Below are 18,608 nucleotides of genomic sequence, written 5' to 3' on the forward strand. Positions count from 1 at the left end.
TCAGTTAAATTCTAACCCTTTTACAGCTAATAAACAGCCTTTTCGATGAAAACATTTTAAGCATTTCAGCTATTTGGTCATCTATTCACAAATTATAGATATAAATGGCCTATACAGGCCATTTAGGAGCAAAATTATTCACATTATTTTTTCTGGTCAGTCCAGAGCAAGCTACCAATTGCAGGTAATAACAGCACTGCACCTAACATATTCACTAAAAACATGAAGGTTAACAGTATGCCCATATCAACTTGGAATTTAAGATCTGAGAAAATCCAAGTACTCACACCAATAGCAAGTGTGATCCCCGTAAAGAGTACTGCACTGCCTCGCTCTACAAGTGCATTTCGATAAGCGACACTAAGCGGTACATTTTGCTTAAGCTGCCCCATCATCGACGACAATATATAAATACCGTAATCAACACCAATACCAACGCCTAGTGCAATTACTGGCAATGTAGATACTGTTAAACCAATTTCTAACTGCACCATTAAAGCTTGTGCAAGGGTTGATACAATATAAAGTGGCAGAACAACTGCTATCGTTGCTTTTACACTTTTAAAACTCAGTAAACACAAAATGATTACAGCGCCATACACATAAAGCATCATAGGGATTTGCGCCGCTGATACTGACTCATTTGTTGCCGCCATAACACCTACAGGGCCTGAAGCTAATCTAAAGGCTAATTTGTCTGTACCCTCTTCTTGTGCAAATTGCTTAACGCTTTGAATTACCGTATCGATTGTTTGTGCTTTGTGATCATCTAAAAATATAATCACTGGCATAACAGAGCAATCACCATTTAAAAGCCCGGTACTGGTTTCTACACGCGCTGTTGATTGAACTAAGCTTGCAGAATTACGTGGTAGGCTTTGCCATTTTAAATTCCCTTCGTTATAACCTGCGTTAACAGATTGCGCTACAGAGCTTAAGCTCACAGCAGATTGCACCCCAGTTACATTTTCAACTTTATATTGAAAACGACTAATACGCTGCATAACATCGTGTTCAGTACATGCAGCAGGATATGCTTCTACAATTACCTTTAAGATATCAGACGAGATAGTATATTTATCAGATATTAAGAATGTATCTTGATTATAGCGCGCATCTTGATGCAGAGATGGCGCCCCTGCGTGTAAATCACCAATACGCATCTTATCTGCCTGCCAATAACCCAAAGCAAACAATACAAGCGTAAATCCAATAATCATTTTAGCTATTTTAGGATCGGTTGCTTTAACTAAAACGTCTCTAATTTTATCTAGCATATTTGGTTTTTCGGCATCGCCCGATTGAATATGGACGCTGTTTTCAAAATTCATATATGAAGCCCATACAGGCAGCAAGATTAAATTAGTAAAAATAATTACAGCAACACCTAAGCTTGCTGTTATCGCCAGCTCGCGAATAATACCAATATCAATGGTAAGTAACGTTAAAAAGCCAACTGTGTCTGAAAGTAGTGCGATACCACCCGGTACTAGTAAAGCTCTAAAGCTTGATTGACAGCAAATACGTGTAGTTTTTCCTTCACCCACTTTTTTGCCAATCGCATTTATCATCTGCACGCCATGGCTCACACCTATGGCAAATACTAAAAACGGGACCAAAATAGACATTGGGTCTAGTCCAAACCCTAAGCTAGAAAGCAATCCTAACTGCCACACTACGGCAATAATTGAACACGCTATAGGTAAAATAGTCAGCTTTAAGCTACCGCAAAATAACCAAACCATAATAAAGGTAAAAGCAATCGCAATTGCAAAAAATAAGACAACCCCTTTTGCACCCTCAGCAATATCGCCGGCCATTTTTGCAAAACCAATAATATGAATACTCACTTTATCAGTGCTTAACGGCTCTCGTAAGTCGGTTTCAAGTTTTTGAGCAAACGCTAAGGTATCAAGTTTTTGCTGAGTCTGCGGATCAGTTTCGAGTAATTGAGCGCTCACCATGGCACAAGAGTAGTCACTTGCAATCATGCGTCCTACTACTTTAGCTTTTTCGATGTTCTCTTTAACAACACCTAAACCACGTGCATCAGCTTTAAAGTTTGCAGGAATAATTGGGCCGCCAGCAAAACCATCCTCTACCACTTCAACAAAACGAGCACTTGGAGAAAATATAGAGTTTACTAATGGACGGTTAACACCAGGAATGAAATAAAGTTGATCGTGTACTGCTTTTAATTGAGTAAAAAACTCAGGGTTAAAAATATTACCGCTGTCGTCACATACCGAAATTAAAATACTATTAGCGCCGCCAAACTGTTTTTCGTGTTTGGTATACACTTTCATATAATCGTGATTTAACGGGATGTTTTTATTAAATGACGCATCAAGTTGAATCTGAGTTGCTTTAAATGCAAGCAAACACGTTATAAGTGCAAAACTTATAAGCATAATTAAGCGATGTCTAAAAATCGCCTTTTCAATAAAATCGAGTAACTTATGCATTAAGGGGTTAACTCCTTCACTTTAATGCCGTCTTCAGTCGCCATAATTAGTTTATTATTTAAAATTGTGCCATCAAGAATGGCTTTACCGTCGGCGAGTTGTTCATGCGTTAATAATCCATCCTGTAGATGAAAAATAACACCACTGTTAGCTAGCATCAGCCATTGTTTATTATTGTAATTAATAATGCTGTTGATGGTGGCTGTTTTAATATTTTCGAAATGCTGCCATTGCTGTTCATTATTTTGCTTAACAAAAACATTACCACGAAGTCCTGCTACAATTTCTTGTTCGCTATCAGAGGCAAGCGCAAAAAATGAACCTGGGTATATTTCTTCAAGTCGAACCCAGGTTTGCCCATTATCGGTGCTTGTAGCCATTAAACCCATTTCACCAACGAGCATTAAACCATTATCTGTTTTTTCTATACGGTTAAAATGAGGTAAAATAGAGGCAGTTTCAGCTTCATAGCCTTCAGGGTCAGTTTCTTTTAAATCGTTGAGATAGTCTCTATCTTCACTAAATAATAGCGAGTCTAAAAAGCGTTTTTGCCAATGCTTTCCACCATCACTAGTATGATAAAACATGCCGTATGCGCCGACTGCAAAACCGTTTAAATCATCTTCAAATAAAATATCGAGGCAAGGTTTGTCTAATTCAGGTTTAACTTGTTGTAACTGCCAGTTATTACCGCCATCAGTCGTATTAATAATTGTAGCGTCGTGCCCACAAGCCCAACCCTTTTTTTCACTGCTAAAATCAACAGCTGTTAATAGCACTTGAGTTGGTACAAGTTCAGCTTGTTGCCACTTATCGCCTGATAGGCTCTTTATTACTGTGCCATGTTTACCAACTGCAATTAAGCCATTACCTGTATCTGTAATATCAGTTAATAGCGTCTTATCTGCATTAATTGCACTGATTGCATTTTGAGGAGCTTCTTGTGCAACACTCGCACCGCTTATAATCAGGCTGGCATATACCAAATACTTCATAAATTTTAATCGCCTTGAACGAGATAATTGTTTGTCTTTATATACTGAGGAAAACGTTGCGCGATTTGATATTAGACAAACGCGATGTGAAAGGAAAAGGCACTTAACTAAAGTTAAGTGCCTAATTTATTACTATCTTCCAGCGCGACGTAGAGCGCTTGATGTAAATTCGTTATCATTAAACGACTGTGAAAAATCGTACATTTTTTCTTGGTTATCTAAACCAATCGCTAAATAACGACGAGAATTCAAATCGTGATAAACTTCAAGCGTACTCCACTGTGTAGGTACTTCGTAATAGTTAAGACCATAAGCCATAGCTACACGATAAAGTTGGTCGCGGTTATCATAAATATCCGTAACCTGTACTTGCCAGCTATCTTCATCAATATAAAATACACGTTTTTTGTATATATGGCGCGTATCATCTTTTAAGTTTGCTTCTACAACCCATACACGATGTTTTTCGTAACGTGTATGTTCTGGGTTGATATGACCTGGTTTTAAGATGTCATCATACTCAAGCTTGTCGCTGTGAAGTTTATAGCTGTTATACGGAATATATAACTCTTGCTTACCTTTTAACGTCCAGTTGTAACGATTTGGAGAACCGTTAAACATATCAAAGTCATCAGTTGTACGTAAGCTATCAGCCGCTGTACCTGGTGCATCATAAGCTACGTTAGGTGCACGGCGCACGCGACGCTGGCCTGAGTTATAAGTCCATGCTTGACGAGGTGTTAAAATTTGGTCCATTGTTTCATGAACTAATAATGCGGTACCCGCTAAACGCGCAGGCTCTGTAACGCTTTGTTTAAATTTAAACAAAATGTTTGAGTCTTGAAGCTCTGCAGGTGTTGCACTTGGATCAGAGTATTTAACTAATAACTGCTCATCAAAACCTACATAGTTGTAAGAGCCTGATGCTGTTGGCGCCGCTTGACCGCCAAAGCGTTCAATTGACTGCCCACGATAACGCAATAAATGATTCCAAATTGCTTCTAAACCCGTTTTAGGAATTGGAAAAGGAATACCTATTGCAGTATTTTTAATCCCATTCCCACCTTCAACTAATTCAGCAGTAGCAGCAAACTTTTTAGTTGCATCATATACAAATTGAGGGTATGACGCAGAACGGCGAGTTTCATACACAGGCATTTTAAATGTATCTGGGTATGCTTCAACTAATGCAATTTGACCTGGGCTCAAGTTAGCTTTGTACTTATCGATATTTGTTTTATCAATAGTAAAAAGTACTTTGTCTGCAGTATATGGGTCTAGATGATGCATGCCAGGCTCATAGCCTTTTGGTGCAGTTGTAATTCCGTTGTTCCAAGCTGGAATAGAGCCATCTGCATTAGCTGCTTTTTCAGCACCCAATGGGGTTAAGTCTTGTCCTAAACGAGCAACTTCGTCAGCGCTCATTTTTGCCAATGCGGCACTGCTTGCAAATAAGCTACAAAATGCAGTAGCGATGAGGGTAGGTTTTTTAATCATAGTAATGTTACCCCTAGATTGAATATTTTAAGTTAAAAGAAACGTAATCGCGGTCTGAGAAGGTATTAATACCACCGCCACCCCAAAATGAGTTATAGCTTACATCTAATGACCAAGCATTTTGGTAGTTAAAGTTCATAGTAGCGCCTAAAGATTTACGATCTTCGATAAATAAGAACATAGGATCTGGCGTATTACCATTTACGTCATGAGAAAATACAAAACGTGGAGAGAAGTTAATACCGTTGTAAAGGTTAAAATAATCACCTTTAGCAATAAGTCGGTAACCCCAAGATGATGCTGTTGCAAATGACTTTTGCTCTGCACCGTTTGAAAGGCCCAGTTGTAACGTAGAGTAATCAGTTGTTCCTGGGCCTGTAATAACACCACTTCGACCGGTACCTGACACATTTAGACGCATTTCGTCGTAGCCTGGCATATCGTGAATTTTAACTGCACCCACTTCACCAACTACAGCCCAGCTATCAGCACCTAGTGAAGGGCCAAATAAATGTGTTGCCGTAAACTGAATTTGCGATGTATCGCGTTCAATATAACCTTTAGCAACTTCGCCTGCAGCAACAGAACTTACCGCATCGCCTATACTCATTTGCGAAATACCCGCAAAATCAGGACGAATACCAGCAACAGCCAATTGCTCAGGCATAGCAGTGTAAAGAAGCTCTACGTCATCAATTTGTAGAGGTTCATCTTGCCTAAATGCAAACTCACCTGCAAAAGCTGTTTCACCAATTGTCGTATTAAAGCTTAAACCATAAAGCTTGATGTCTTCTGGGTATTCATTTTCAGCTTTAGAAAACGCAGTTAAATCAGCTACATTATCTGAGGTGATTTCTGTAGTCATGATCATCGCTAAATCTTGCGCAATAGATGCATTGGAAAAGTTTGATACACGACCTGAAATCAGAGGACGACGACTGTGGTAATTTACATGATAAAGTGCAATTTCTGTATCGTTCCACTCAGGTAAAAACATACCTAAACGTAAACCATATTGACCACCATCATCAGGCTCAGATTTACCATTATCGCCTTTACCTTTAAGCGCAACTTTCGTTGGGTACGATAGGTACATGCTTGCAAGTAATGCTTGGCCTTGTGCACTTGCAGGATCAATACCCTGCGCCGCAGCTGCCATTGCAAAATCAGACGTTAAGTTATTTAAGCTATCCGTTAAAAAAGCAACGTCAATATCTGGGTTTGAAGTAAAACCAAGTTGAACATTTTGTTGATAACCATTTTCTGCTGCAAAGTCATTTGTAGAAAAGTACGTACCCGCTGCAGGGAGGCGAGTTTCATGCCACTGGTACTGGTAAAAACCTTCAAGTGTAATATTTTCGGTAATACCAAGTGAGGCCCAAAGCATGCCTACCGGAATAAATGCTTCTTTAAGCTCAGCACCTGGGGCTTTTAAACGATCTATATCAACAGGGTTTACGTTAATACCATGAGATATAAGTGTGCTTTCACCCCAGTTAACTACTTGTTGACCTAAGCGAATTGATAATGGGTTATTCCCGTCGTTTAAATCAAAATTAGCCCAAACGTATGCATCTAGTAAACGGATATCTGCACAGCTTTGCTCTTTTGTATCTTTATCGTCACACGGGTCAACACCTTCACCAGAAGTTGGGTTTGAATAAGCGCGATCACCATCCATCAACTCAAAATCATAAAAGTACATAAAACGTGTGAACAAACCGTAATTATCTTTAGTTATTGAAAGGTCGTGTGTTCCTTTTAATAATTTTGAGAATGAATCACCGCTATCAAAGTTTAAGTTACCAGCATCACCGTTGTTAGAATAAGAGCCTGGTTGGGCCCAAACGTCTTGTGATGAATATATAGTGTTATTTAGTGCTGGGTTGTAACCTGACCAGTCAAATGCTGGATTGTTACTTTTACCAATAAGACTGAAGTCTCTATCTTCAACACGGATACTTTGGCCATATGAAAAGGTTGAATCGAAGGTGATATCAAAACCTCCAGCTTCAAACGTTGCAGCGTGTGAACTTGCTGCTGATAAACCTAAGCTAGCGGCTGCTAAACCTATAGCGATTTTGTTTTTAACAAAAAGCGATCTTCTTATCATTGTGGTTCCCCCCTGTCGCGGGTCATTTTGTGTGATCAAGTTATTGTTTTTAGTGTAATCGTAACGATAGAAGCGAATTAAACAAATTACAAATGGTCGCATTCAATCAGTTATTTATATTTCTTAGCTGACGTTTACGTATTGGTAAGACGTCATACCAGATAATTTATACACGTAAATTAACAATAGAACAAATTGAAATTAACAAAAAGATAATATTTTTATTGTTTTATAACATAAAAACCGAGTGTTAGGCCACTCGTTCAAGGCGGATAAATTTATTCTCAGGGGTGAGCAAAAGTCTAAAACGGCCTCGTATACCTATGCTTGATATAAAGGGCCTTAAATGAGTAGCAGCAAAACGAATTGTCTTGCCGCTATCTTCAACTACCTGTAACGAGCTAAAACGACCATGGTAGTAATCCATACATTCGTTATAGCTCAATCTAATACTAAAATAATACTCAATCATTTATGCGAGCGCTTTTTCTACCTTTTCATAAAGATCGTCACTCAACCCGTCAAGGTCAGCTAAGCGTTGTAACTGCTGTTTCATAGCTTGAGAGCGTGCATCATCATAGCGCTTCCATGACATAAATGGTGTTAGCATTCGCGATGCATTCTGCGGATTTATAGCGTTAAGCTTTATCAGTAAATCGCCTAATAGTTCATACCCTTTACCATCTGCACGATGAAATTGTGCAGTATTAAAATGGCTAAAGCTGCCTACAAGGGCACGTACGCGGTTTGGGTTTGAAAAATCAAAACATGGGTGTTCATACAACGCTTTAATGTTATCTATGGCATCATTGCCCGACTGCATTGCTTGAAGCGCAAACCATTTATCCATAACTAATACATCATGGCGCCATTGGCTATCAAAATGACTCAAAAGAGTGTGTTGAATTGGATTTAATGCTTTTACAGCAGCACTTAAGGCGCTTAGCACATTGGTCATGTTGTTTGAGTTTGCAGCTTCATTAATAAACGTAATAGCTTCCGTTTTTTGTGTTTTAGCAAGGTAATGCAAACATAATTGTTTTAAAGCACGGTTTGCAACAGCACTTGCGCTTACACTGCCATCATCTTGAAGCGAATTATAGCAATTAACAAACTCATCACTTAGCTCATCAGCAATTTGCTGCTCAAATGTATGGGTTACTTTTATTATTTCATCAACAGGAATTACATCAAATTCAGCAGCTAATGTGTCAAAGCTTGGTATTTTAAGTAATTCAGCAATTAACGCTAAATCACCCTCTTTAGTACTAATAAGTACACGAAGTGCATTTATTATATCAGCACTTAATGCGCTATTACTTGCATCACTAATTTGTGATTTTACAGCTTTAATAAACAGTTGTTGTTGCGCATCCCAGCGAGAAAAGTCACTACGAGCAAAGCGCATTATATGCAGCAGCTCGGTTTGCGTAGTTTGTTGAGTCAAAATACAAGGCGCAGAAAAATCCTCAAGTAAAACGGCAACAGGCTTAGTGGCTATATTATCAAAACTGAACGTTTGTATTTTGCTTGTAACATTAAGTACGTGATCTTGCTTTTCCCCTTTGTACTCAAGCTCAATACTTTGTCCATTGGCATCTAAAAGCTCAATGGCAAAAGGAATATGTAGAGGCTTATTTTCAGGCTGATTGCTAGGTGCACACTGCTTTATTATTAACGAGTATGTATTTGTGTCGTTATCAAAGCTTTGTTCTACATTTAATCGAGGAGTTCCTGATTGGCTATACCAACGCTTAAATTGCTGCAAATCGACACCTGACGCATCACTCATGGCACTTACAAAATCATCACAGGTGACAGCTTGCCCATCATGTCTTTCAAAATACAGATCCATCCCTTTTTGAAAGCTTTCTTCCCCTAATAAGGTATGCATCATGCGTATTACTTCAGCACCTTTATCGTAAACGGTAACGGTGTAAAAGTTATTCATTTCTATTACTTTTTCAGGGCGTATTGGATGTGCCATTGGGCCTGCGTCTTCACTAAACTGGTGAGTACGCATTACTTTTACTGCATCAATACGGTTGAGGGCACGAGAGCCTATATCACTGCTAAATTCTTGATCCCTAAAAACCGTTAAACCTTCTTTTAACGATAACTGAAACCAGTCTCTGCAAGTAACACGGTTACCCGTCCAGTTGTGAAAGTATTCGTGACCCACGATTGACTCAATCGTATGGTAATCTTTATCTGTGGCTGTTTCTTGATTTGCTAATACACACTTGCTGTTAAATACGTTTAGCCCTTTATTTTCCATTGCACCCATATTGAAAAAATCTACGGCTACAATCATGTAAATATCTAAATCATATTCTAAGTTAAATCGCTCCTCATCCCACTGCATTGCTTTTTTAAGTGACGCGATAGCATGTGGTGTTTTAGATAAATTACCTTTATCAACAAATAATGCAAGCTCAACATCTCTACCACTTTTAGTTGTGTAGGTATCTTTAAGTACATCAAAATCACCCGCTACAAGAGCAAACAAGTAACTTGGCTTTTTAAATGGGTCTTGCCACTTAACAAAGTGGCGGCCATCTTGTGTTTCTCCACTGTCTACTTGGTTACCATTGGATAGTAGTTGCGGGTATTTTTTATCTGCAATAATGGTTACATCAAATGTAGCAAGCACATCTGGTCTATCCATGTAGTAGGTTATTTTTCTGAAGCCTTGCGCTTCACACTGGGTACAATAAGCACCACCAGATAAATACAACCCCTCTAGTGAGGTATTAGTTTGCGGAGATATTTCAGTCACAATGCTTAATTGGCACTGCTCTGGCAGATTATTAATAATAAGTTGCTCACCCACTATTTGGTAATCCGTTATAGCAGCTCCCCCTACAGATAAAGACACTAAGCGTAAATCTATACCATCAAGCACTAGCGGCGTATTGTTATTATCGGCACGCTGAAGAGTAAGTAAAGCCGTCACTCTAGTTGTGAGTGGTTGCAAGTCGAAAGTGAGCTCAGTGTGCTCAATTAAAAAATTTGGGGCTTTATAGTCTTTTAAATATTGCGCTTGAGGCTTAGTAGGTGCAGTCATAAATACTCCAAAAAAAGCTCCTTTAAATAAAGGAGCTGTTTAGTTTAAGCTGATTGCTTAGGTTTAATACGTAAAATTTTAATACCTAAATAGGCATAAACAATAGCTAAGAATGGGTTAATCAAATTAAAGAAAGCATACAATGCATAGTCAAATGGGTTTATTAGTAAAACACTTTGCATATAAGCACCACATGTATTCCACGGGATCAGCGGGCTTGTAATTGTGCCACCATCTTCAAGCGTACGAGATAAATTTACGGGCTTTAGGCCACGTTTTTCGTACTCGTCTTTAAACATTCGTCCAGGTACAACTATAGCTATATATTGATCAGCTGCAATAATATTTGTACCCACACACGTAGCAATAGTAGAGGCAATTAAAGACCCTGTACTTTTAGCAACTTTTAATATGCTCTTAACAAAAATGTCTAACAATCCTGTTTTTTCCATAATAGCGCCAAACATAAGCGCAGTCATTATAAGCCATGTGGTTGTAAGCATTCCTGCCATACCACCACCACTTAATAATGAGTCCATTTTGTCATCACCAGTATCTACACTAAAACCATCAAAAAAGGTTGTCCATATTAGTTTAAAGTAACCCACTAATTGTCCTTGAGATACATCAATTTGACTCGCAATTAAGTCTGATTGAAACAACATTGCCCATACTGCACCAACAACAGCTCCAATGGAAATAGCAGGAAAAGCTGGCATTTTTTTAATTGCTAATACTAATAGGACAATAAGTGGAATGAGCATTTCAAAACCAATATTAAAGTTTTGTTGTAAAATTACTGTTATTTCTTCTATTCGCCCTGCTTCACTCGAAGCAGTGGCATTAAAGCCCATAAATATAAATATAATCAGTGCAATTACAAAGCTAGGAACGGTTGTCCATAGCATGTGCTGTATGTGCTCAAATAAATCAGCGCCTACAACTGCTGGTGCTAAGTTTGTTGTCTCGGATAGTGGGCTTAATTTGTCGCCAAAATAAGCACCCGATATAACTGCACCTGCGGTAACTGTTTGCTCAAGCCCGAGGCCAGTTGCTACACCTAACAAGGCAACACCTATAGTAGCTGCTGTCGTCCACGAACTACCAATACTCATAGCTACAATGCCACAAATTAAACAGCTCGCTGCATAAAACCAACTAGGGTTAATAACCTGTAGGCCATAATAAATTAAAGTGGGTACAGTACCCGAGAGTAACCAAGTACCAATTAAAGCACCCACCATCAATAATATTAAAATTGCACCAAGTGAAAGTGTAATTCCCTCAATCATTGCTTGCTCAAGTTTTTTCCAGGTATAACCATTTTTTAGGCCAATTAAAGCGGCTGCAAAAGTAGCAAATAAAAGTGCAATTTGGTTAGGGCCTGATGATGAGTTATCACCAAATAAATATACAGCGGCACCGAGTAAGCAGATTAATACAGAGATGGGAATTAGTGCATCAAAAAACGAGGCGGGCTTAATTGGTTTATCTTCCAATGGCTTCAAAATAGAGACTCCTACACACATTCGCTGCGTGTTTAATTATTATTTTTGAACGGTTAACGCATAAATTGAGCACAATAAGGTAACCCAACTTAAAGTAATAGGCGATTATAACAATTTACTAAATTATGGGTAGTAAAAAAGGCGCTAAAGCGCCTTTTTTATAGAGGTAAAACCAGTGGTTACTTTTTAGCGATACGCCCATATTTAATATAATCTTGAGTGATCAACGCCGCTTCTTCTAAAAACGGGTCTAACTCTTCGATTATTTCAGGTGCGTCGTCTAGATTTTCAATTGGGTCTTTCCCTAAACGTTTAAGACGCTCATTTGTACGCACAAGTGCACGTGCTTCGCCTTCGTCTTTCTCTTCGATGCGCTTAGCTTCAACTAGAGAAATAGTTTTACGATCTTTTTCTTCGTTATAACGGGCTATATCATCAAATACATAATTAAACTCAGGCTCTGCTTTAATGCGTTGCTCATGGTTTTTTTCTAAATAAGTAATGATAGGCGTTAAATTACCTAATTTTTTGTATTTCGCTTTTACGATACTATCCCAAGGTAAAGCATTATCTTGTTTACTTTCGCCCCACTCTGCTGGGTCAATTGCTGATGGAAACGAAATATCAGGAATAACGCCTTTGTGCTGCGTGCTACCACCATTTATACGGTAAAATTTAGCAATTGTATATTGCACACTGCCAAGCGCATTATCGTACAAATCGTAAGCACGGCCTAAGCCTTTGTGTTGCTGTACAGTACCTTTACCAAAGGTTTGCTCGCCAATAATAACTGCACGACCATAGTCTTGCATAGCGGCTGCAAATATTTCAGACGCAGATGCACTATAGCGATCGACTAATACAGTTAATGGGCCGTCGTAATAAGTAATGCCATCACGGTCTTTTTGCTCTTCAATACGGTTATTTAAAGTATGAATTTGAACAACAGGGCCTTGGTCAAAAAACAAGCCTGACAGCTGTGTTGCTTCATATAAAGAACCACCACCATTTTGGCGTAAGTCGATGATAATGCCATCCACTTTTTCTTCTTTAAGCTTTGCTAATTCAACTTTGACGTCTTTTGATAGGTTGTTGTAAAAACCTGGGATTTCAATCACCCCTATTTTACTTGTTAAATCAGAATATTTTGCCTCAAATACTTCTGACTTAGCTGCTCTATCTTCTAAGCGGATTTTATCACGCGTGATTTCAACTACTTTAGGTGCGCCATGAGCGTCAACACCTTTTAAATACTGCAAGCGTACTTTAGTGCCTTTAGGGCCTTTAATTAAATCAACTACGTCATCTAAACGCCAGCCAATTACATCTACAAATTCTTCGCCATCTTGGGCAACACCAATAATACGGTCATCAGCTTTAATTTGATCTGTTTTATCAGCAGGGCCACCCGGCACTAAGCTGCGAATAACAGTGTAATCTTCATCTGGACTTAATACTGCACCTATACCTTCAAGCTCTAGGTCCATGTCCATTTTGAATTGCTCTGCACGACGTGGCGATAAATAAGACGTATGCGCCTCAATACTACGTGCGAGTGAATTCATTACAATTTGAAATGCATCTTCTGAATTTGATTGCACCAAACGTTTTTGCGCATTTTTATAACGCTTGGTCAGTACTTCTTTAATACCGTCCCAATCTTTACCGGTCATTTTTAAACGTAAAGCATCGTATTTAACACGCTCACGCCAAATTTCATCAAGCTCAGCTTGAGATGTTGGCCACGCTGCATCTTCTCGATCAAAAAAGTATTCGTCTTCTTTATCAAACGTCATTTCTTTTTCAAGCAATGTAAGTGAATATTCATAACGTTCAAAACGACGCTTAAGGCTTAAGTTGAAAATATCAAACGTGAAACCTAATTTGCCGGTAGTCAAAGCGTTATCAAAGTCGTCACGGTATTGATCAAAAGACGCAACATCGCTTGCTAAAAAAACGCTTTTATTAAAATCAAGGGATTCAATATAACGATCGTAGACTTTACTAGAAAGCTCATCGTTAAATCGAACCGGTGTGTAATGTGAACGAGTAAATAAGCTAGCCACTCGTTTGCTGGCAGTTCCATGTTGACTTTCTTGCTTGAGCTGAGGTAAATCGTCGATTGTAACGGCTTCTACAGCAGCAAATAATGAACCTGAAAACAGGGCAGCAACTAACGGAATGAGCGTAAACTTTTTACTCATACACAACTCCTTAATTTATTTACAGCTTAAATGATGTATAAGCTGTCAGCTTTAGTTTTAACTTGCATACCTGTCACTAATTCAACGTGAACGTCATCTTTGTTCACTTCTGTAATTACTGCATTTACAAGTGCTTGGCCAAGTTTAACCTTAACCTTGTTATTAACCTTGACCTCGTCTGCTGGTAAAGGTTCAATTTTTCCTGAACGTTTAGCCGGTGCAGCTTTAGCTGGTTTGTTAGCTGAAGCACTACGCTCGCCCGCTTTATTTGCGTGAGATGGTTTCTTTTTGAAAGATTTTGAATCTGAGTCTTGGCGTGGACGCTGTTGTTTTTTACGTTTAGCCATTTTAGCGCGGCTTTCTTCCAATGCTTTTTGTGCATGGTCGATGTGCTCTTGCTCAACTTTTTCACCTTGATTACCATCAAGGTCAATACGAAACTCTGACTTAGTCACAGCTTCTAAATAACGCCAGTTTGACGTGTATTTTCTAAGGGCTTGACGTACTTGAGTCTTACTTACTTTTTCAGACCCTTCAATACGCTCAGCGATATCTTTAAAAATACCTACTTTAAGCGGTTTGATCCCGTCTTTTTGTTTAAAACACTGAGGAAATTCTTGATATAAGAATTCCAGTACTTCATTAATATCTTTTAGCTTGTTTGTGGTTTCCATTTTAGAACCTATTTTTCACATCTTTTCATCAAGGGACGAATCGACGTAGTGTATTACCCAGTCGACCAACTCTTCGAAGTCAGCTTCAATTACAGCCATATCACCTCGAAGGTGTTCCCAAATACCATTAATTGTTTCATCAATAAATTCACACTCGGAGTCGTCTGGTAGACGGTCCCACGCTATGTGAATCAAATCATTGAGCGTTTCCGCTACATGTTCTTCATCGCCTTCCCAATCGCCAACATCTTGTATAGCAAATAGGTAGTCTTGAACATTTAGCAAATCTTTCATTACAAGCTAGCCTCAAAACACTTAATTAATGCCTCTAAGCCTGCTTTGTCATCAGTATCAAATCGAGAGATACTAGGGCTATCAATATCTAGCACTGCAAATATTTTACCATGTTTCATGATAGGTACAACAATCTCAGAGTTTGACGCCGCATCACAGGCAATATGCCCATCAAATGCGTGCACATCTTCAATTAATTGTGTTTGCAATGTAGCTGCAGCCGTTCCACATACACCTTTTCCTACTGGAATACGAATACATGCAGGATTACCCTGAAACGGGCCTAATACCAATTCTGACGGTGAATCCATAAAGTAAAAACCCGCCCAATTTACATCTTCTAAAGAGGTAAATAACAGCGCGCTTATATTTGCCATATTAGCAATTACATTCGATTCACCGGCAATCAGCGATTCAGTTTGCTTAACTAATGACTGGTAAAAATCGTGCTTTTGCATACCAAACTACTTCTTATTAAACATACAGTAGCTAAAGGTACTCTTTGTGGTGAAAAATTGGAACCTTTTGCGGGTAAAAAAAAGGAATTTACGCCGTTTATCAGCGCCCTTGATTAATAAAGCTGCAATTATGATTTTGCTGATTTACGAAGACCAAATAAAAATAGCCCCGCAGCGAATGCCGACATAACACTATTAATTAAAAATATTTCGCCTGTGGTGGCACTCAAGAGGTAACTAAAAATAGCCCCACCTAACAAACCTAGCGTTAGTACACCAGAGTAATTAACCTTTGAATACTTAAACATAAGTAAATACCCGGGAACCACGAAAGCCGCCATTGTTAAGCCTACAATGTGTGCATTTGATATAGCAGTCATTAACAAGTTTAAAAATATTGAGACAAACTCGCCTTCCAGCGTAAGTGAATAATAAACACCAAGTAAACTGCCTACAATAACAGGCGATAATAACGAAAGCCCTACGCTTTTTGCTAGTTGATGTTTCATTTAAAATCCTTAATACACAAGCCTAAATACTATGTATTAAGCATGCACCAAGATCTTAAGGTTAGAAACAGAGACTATGGTCGTAATTTATGATGATTTTACATACAGATTTACGCAAGCTTTGTAAGTTATTGCAGATGATGGACACTAGGGCGTGTTGATCTTTGATGCTTGAATTTGCAGCAGTATGTTTGGTTTTTAGGCAAGGCAGAGCCTATGAAGTGTGGTTACTCCCCATAAATAGGCGATAACGTAGCATAAATGCCAAACATGCGCTGCCCTTCGGGTTCTGCCTAGGGGCGATAAACTCTTTGTTGCCTACATGGATGTAGGTAAGGGGCGTGAGCAGGACGCGGAAGCTTTACTCGGTTTTTACTTATTCTTACATGGATGTAAGCCAATAGGGTAACGCAGGAGCAGTTACCGAGCCCACTAGGTTACAAACCTCGCGCCGCGATTTAATCGCCCCTAGGTTGAACAAATTTCAAACCACAAAGATCAACACGCCCTAGTAAGAAGCCATGCTCATCTAAAGGCTTAAAAAAGATGAAAAATAAAACAGCTTTAATTCGCAGGCACAAAAAAGCCCGCTAAATAGCGGGCTTTATTATAATGGTGGAGAGATAGGGATTTGAACCCTAGATGGGCTATAAACCCATGCCGGTTTTCAAGACCGGTGCATTCGACCACTCTGCCATCTCTCCAAAACTATTATAAATATTAGTAAGAGTGTACTAATATTTATTTTAAATGAATGATATATAATTAATACCACACACTTATTAAATAAGTGGTGGAGAGATAGGGATTTGAACCCTAGATGGGCTATAAACCCATGCCGGTTTTCAAGACCGGTGCATTCGACCACTCTGCCATCTCTCCGCACGGCCTGCATAATAGGGAAACCCATTGCCTTTGTGAAGCTTTTTTTTAAATTAATTGTTTAAGTGCTTAAAAAACAATTAATTTGTTTAAACTTAAAGCAAATTATAACTATTTATAAGATTCAGGAACTTAAATTTAAAAATAACACTCTATTGATCTACAAAGGTTTGCCCAAACATATAAGAGTTGGTAATCTAATTTTAGTTAAATTATCGAAACAGACTTGTTTCACTTTAAGGAGCTCTACAATGGCGTTTAATCAATCGTACAATACCGCTAAACCGATAATGTCGACCATTGAAACAAATAAGGTACTTAAAAACACCTATTTTTTACTTGCTATGACACTTGCATTTAGTGCAGTAACAGCTGGTATTTCAATGGCACTACAATTACCTTACTTTATGGGACTTGTGTTTACACTAGTTTCTTTCGGTTTATTATTTGTTGTAAATAAAAAAGCAGAGTCTGCATCTGGTGTGTTTTGGGTGTTTGCGTTTACAGGCTTAATGGGAGCAGGCCTTGGCCCATTATTAAATCATTACGCTGCAATGCCTAATGGCCCAATGCTTATTATGCAAGCATTAGGTTCTACAGCACTTATTTTCTTTGGTTTATCTGCTTATGCACTTAACACTAAAAAAGACTTCTCATTTATGGGTGGCTTCTTAACTGTTGGCTTAATTGTTGTAATCGTTGCAAGCATTGTTAATATTTTCGTTGGCAGCTCGCTAATGTTTATGGTGCTTAACGCAGCTGTCGTTCTAATTATGTCTGGTTTGATTTTGTTTGATACAAGCAGAATCATCAACGGCGGCGAAACAAACTACATTCGCGCTACAGTGTCTTTATACTTAAATGTATATAACTTATTTACGTCTTTACTTGCTCTACTTGGCGCAAGTGATGACTAATTAAAAAGTTCTGTTAAAATAGCCCCTTAATTGGGGCTTTTTTATTGGAATTGTTTTGCCGCGTTTCGTACTCTCATTGCATACACCACCATCTGATCACGACACAACACAACGATTGGTTAGCTTTGCTCAAGCTTGTTTAGCACAAGGCCATACTATAGATGCGATATTTTTATATCAGCAAGGCATATATCACGCTTCAAATAATTTTGATTTACCCTCAGACGAACTTCAAATAACAGACCTTTGGCAACAATTAGCAGATCAAAATATAAACCTGATGCTATGTGTAACCGCTGCAGAAAAGCGCGGGTTAGCTATAAAAAACACCAGTGTATTTGCAGTTGCGGGATTAGCCGAATTTGCAATGCTCGCAAGCGACGCTGATAAGTGGATACAATTTAAATGATTAACGTTTTAGTGATAAGCCAAAGCAGCCCATTTGATGATTTAAATATTCGTGATGCGCTCGACATGACATTAATATTTGCCGCTGTAGATCAAAACGTTAGCTGGTTGTTTAGCGGCCCGGCAGTTCTTGCTTTAAAGAAACACCAACAACCAAACTCTATTGGTATAAAAGATTTCTTTAAAAATATTAAAACCCTAGAAATCTATGATGTTGAAAATATCTATGTGTGTGAAAAGTCACTTTTTGATTACGGTTTAAATAAACATGATTTACTCATCGCAGCTCAAACACTTAATTTTAGCGAGCAGCAAACCTTAATTAAAAACCAAAAACATGTGGTGAACATATGAGTACCCTACATATTTTTTCTAAAACGCTAAATAATTACTGCGCAAATCAACTTGAAAACTTAATTCAGCCCACAGATAAAGTACTTTTGTTAGGCGATGCCTGTTTTGCTAAAAAACAATTTAGACAATTTTCAGATTCACTTTTATTACTAGCTCAAGACATTCAAGTGCGTGCAATAACTTTATCAGACAACGATACAGCAATAAGCTATGAAGAATTTGTAGCGCTTACCTTATCAACCAATCAATCTATTACTTGGTAA

Annotated in this window: 16 protein-coding genes and 2 tRNA genes; 4 read left to right on the forward strand and 14 right to left on the reverse strand. The window is 38.4% G+C overall.

Features of this window, described 5'->3' with window-relative positions:
• Positions 1-143: 143 nt before the first annotated feature.
• From ALFOR1_RS08940 to ALFOR1_RS09005, 14 genes are all read right to left on the reverse strand, one after another.
• Complete coding sequence (locus tag ALFOR1_RS08940; RefSeq protein WP_104642743.1) at positions 144-2,465, reverse strand: efflux RND transporter permease subunit; 2,322 nt, start codon at positions 2,463-2,465, stop codon at positions 144-146.
• Entirely contained in the window at positions 2,465-3,460 is a 996-nt protein-coding gene (locus ALFOR1_RS08945; RefSeq protein ID WP_058550154.1) for a WD40/YVTN/BNR-like repeat-containing protein, read from the reverse strand. The genes ALFOR1_RS08940 and ALFOR1_RS08945 overlap by 1 nt, the downstream gene beginning before the upstream one ends.
• 132 nt (positions 3,461-3,592) lie before the next feature.
• Positions 3,593-4,957 carry a DUF1329 domain-containing protein gene (locus ALFOR1_RS08950; protein WP_104642744.1) on the reverse strand — a complete coding sequence of 455 codons (1,365 nt, stop codon included), beginning with the start codon at positions 4,955-4,957 and terminating at the stop codon, positions 3,593-3,595.
• Positions 4,958-4,970: 13 nt separating this feature from the next.
• Complete coding sequence (locus tag ALFOR1_RS08955) at positions 4,971-7,070, reverse strand: DUF1302 domain-containing protein (RefSeq protein WP_104642745.1); 2,100 nt, start codon at positions 7,068-7,070, stop codon at positions 4,971-4,973.
• A 250-nt stretch (positions 7,071-7,320) separates the two neighbouring features.
• Complete coding sequence (locus tag ALFOR1_RS08960) at positions 7,321-7,542, reverse strand: DUF2835 family protein (RefSeq protein WP_104642746.1); 222 nt, start codon at positions 7,540-7,542, stop codon at positions 7,321-7,323.
• Entirely contained in the window at positions 7,543-10,137 is a 2,595-nt protein-coding gene (gene pepN, locus ALFOR1_RS08965) for an aminopeptidase N (RefSeq protein WP_104642747.1), read from the reverse strand. It lies immediately after the preceding gene.
• A gap of 44 nt (positions 10,138-10,181) precedes the next feature.
• Positions 10,182-11,645 (reverse strand): Na+/H+ antiporter NhaC, encoded by a 1,464-nt coding sequence (nhaC, locus tag ALFOR1_RS08970; RefSeq protein WP_171038409.1) that lies wholly within the window; start codon positions 11,643-11,645, stop codon positions 10,182-10,184.
• Between the two features lie 179 nt (positions 11,646-11,824).
• A complete protein-coding gene (prc, locus tag ALFOR1_RS08975) occupies positions 11,825-13,849 on the reverse strand; it encodes a carboxy terminal-processing peptidase (protein WP_104642748.1) in 2,025 nt (674 codons plus the stop codon).
• Positions 13,850-13,875: 26 nt separating this feature from the next.
• Positions 13,876-14,523, reverse strand: a complete 648-nt coding sequence (gene proQ / locus ALFOR1_RS08980; protein ID WP_104642749.1) for an RNA chaperone ProQ — start codon at positions 14,521-14,523, stop codon at positions 13,876-13,878.
• Between the two features lie 15 nt (positions 14,524-14,538).
• Positions 14,539-14,817 (reverse strand): hypothetical protein, encoded by a 279-nt coding sequence (locus tag ALFOR1_RS08985; RefSeq protein ID WP_058550161.1) that lies wholly within the window; start codon positions 14,815-14,817, stop codon positions 14,539-14,541.
• A complete protein-coding gene (locus ALFOR1_RS08990) occupies positions 14,817-15,275 on the reverse strand; it encodes a GAF domain-containing protein (RefSeq protein ID WP_058550162.1) in 459 nt (152 codons plus the stop codon). Before ALFOR1_RS08990 ends, ALFOR1_RS08985 begins: the two co-directional genes overlap by 1 nt.
• A 128-nt stretch (positions 15,276-15,403) precedes the next feature.
• On the reverse strand, positions 15,404-15,784 hold the full coding sequence (locus ALFOR1_RS08995) for a hypothetical protein (protein WP_058550163.1): 381 nt from the start codon (positions 15,782-15,784) through the stop codon (positions 15,404-15,406).
• Between the two features lie 613 nt (positions 15,785-16,397).
• Positions 16,398-16,488, reverse strand: a tRNA-Ser gene (locus ALFOR1_RS09000).
• Positions 16,489-16,575: 87 nt separating this feature from the next.
• Positions 16,576-16,666: transfer RNA gene (locus tag ALFOR1_RS09005), tRNA-Ser, on the reverse strand.
• 251 nt (positions 16,667-16,917) lie between these two features.
• Here ALFOR1_RS09005 and ALFOR1_RS09010 point away from each other — a divergent pair.
• From ALFOR1_RS09010 to ALFOR1_RS09025, 4 genes are read left to right on the forward strand one after another with little or no spacing between them, the layout of a single operon-like run.
• Entirely contained in the window at positions 16,918-17,583 is a 666-nt protein-coding gene (locus ALFOR1_RS09010) for a Bax inhibitor-1/YccA family protein (protein ID WP_104642750.1), read from the forward strand.
• 55 nt (positions 17,584-17,638) lie between these two features.
• Positions 17,639-17,992, forward strand: a complete 354-nt coding sequence (gene tusD / locus ALFOR1_RS09015) for a sulfurtransferase complex subunit TusD (RefSeq protein WP_104642751.1) — start codon at positions 17,639-17,641, stop codon at positions 17,990-17,992.
• On the forward strand, positions 17,989-18,345 hold the full coding sequence (gene tusC / locus ALFOR1_RS09020; protein WP_058550166.1) for a sulfurtransferase complex subunit TusC: 357 nt from the start codon (positions 17,989-17,991) through the stop codon (positions 18,343-18,345). The genes tusD and tusC overlap by 4 nt, the downstream gene beginning before the upstream one ends.
• Complete coding sequence (locus ALFOR1_RS09025; protein WP_058550167.1) at positions 18,342-18,608, forward strand: DsrH/TusB family sulfur metabolism protein; 267 nt, start codon at positions 18,342-18,344, stop codon at positions 18,606-18,608. Before tusC ends, ALFOR1_RS09025 begins: the two co-directional genes overlap by 4 nt.

The organism is Pseudoalteromonas carrageenovora IAM 12662, assembly GCF_900239935.1.
Classification (GTDB): Bacteria; Pseudomonadota; Gammaproteobacteria; order Enterobacterales; family Alteromonadaceae; genus Pseudoalteromonas; species Pseudoalteromonas carrageenovora.

Bases quoted from the DNA above. Each gene is read 5' to 3' on its own strand.
- ALFOR1_RS08940 (WP_104642743.1), bottom strand. From the start codon at position 2,465: ATGCATAAGTTACTCGATTTTATTGAAAAGGCGATTTTTAGACATCGC.
- ALFOR1_RS08945 (WP_058550154.1), bottom strand. From the start codon at position 3,460: ATGAAGTATTTGGTATATGCCAGCCTGATTATAAGCGGTGCGAGTGTT.
- ALFOR1_RS08950 (WP_104642744.1), bottom strand. From the start codon at position 4,957: ATGATTAAAAAACCTACCCTCATCGCTACTGCATTTTGTAGCTTATTT.
- ALFOR1_RS08955 (WP_104642745.1), bottom strand. From the start codon at position 7,070: ATGATAAGAAGATCGCTTTTTGTTAAAAACAAAATCGCTATAGGTTTA.
- ALFOR1_RS08960 (WP_104642746.1), bottom strand. From the start codon at position 7,542: ATGATTGAGTATTATTTTAGTATTAGATTGAGCTATAACGAATGTATG.
- pepN (WP_104642747.1), bottom strand. From the start codon at position 10,137: ATGACTGCACCTACTAAGCCTCAAGCGCAATATTTAAAAGACTATAAA.
- prc (WP_104642748.1), bottom strand. From the start codon at position 13,849: ATGAGTAAAAAGTTTACGCTCATTCCGTTAGTTGCTGCCCTGTTTTCA.
- proQ (WP_104642749.1), bottom strand. From the start codon at position 14,523: ATGGAAACCACAAACAAGCTAAAAGATATTAATGAAGTACTGGAATTC.
- ALFOR1_RS08985 (WP_058550161.1), bottom strand. From the start codon at position 14,817: ATGAAAGATTTGCTAAATGTTCAAGACTACCTATTTGCTATACAAGAT.
- ALFOR1_RS08990 (WP_058550162.1), bottom strand. From the start codon at position 15,275: ATGCAAAAGCACGATTTTTACCAGTCATTAGTTAAGCAAACTGAATCG.
- ALFOR1_RS08995 (WP_058550163.1), bottom strand. From the start codon at position 15,784: ATGAAACATCAACTAGCAAAAAGCGTAGGGCTTTCGTTATTATCGCCT.
- ALFOR1_RS09010 (WP_104642750.1), top strand. From the start codon at position 16,918: ATGGCGTTTAATCAATCGTACAATACCGCTAAACCGATAATGTCGACC.
- tusC (WP_058550166.1), top strand. From the start codon at position 17,989: ATGATTAACGTTTTAGTGATAAGCCAAAGCAGCCCATTTGATGATTTA.
- ALFOR1_RS09025 (WP_058550167.1), top strand. From the start codon at position 18,342: ATGAGTACCCTACATATTTTTTCTAAAACGCTAAATAATTACTGCGCA.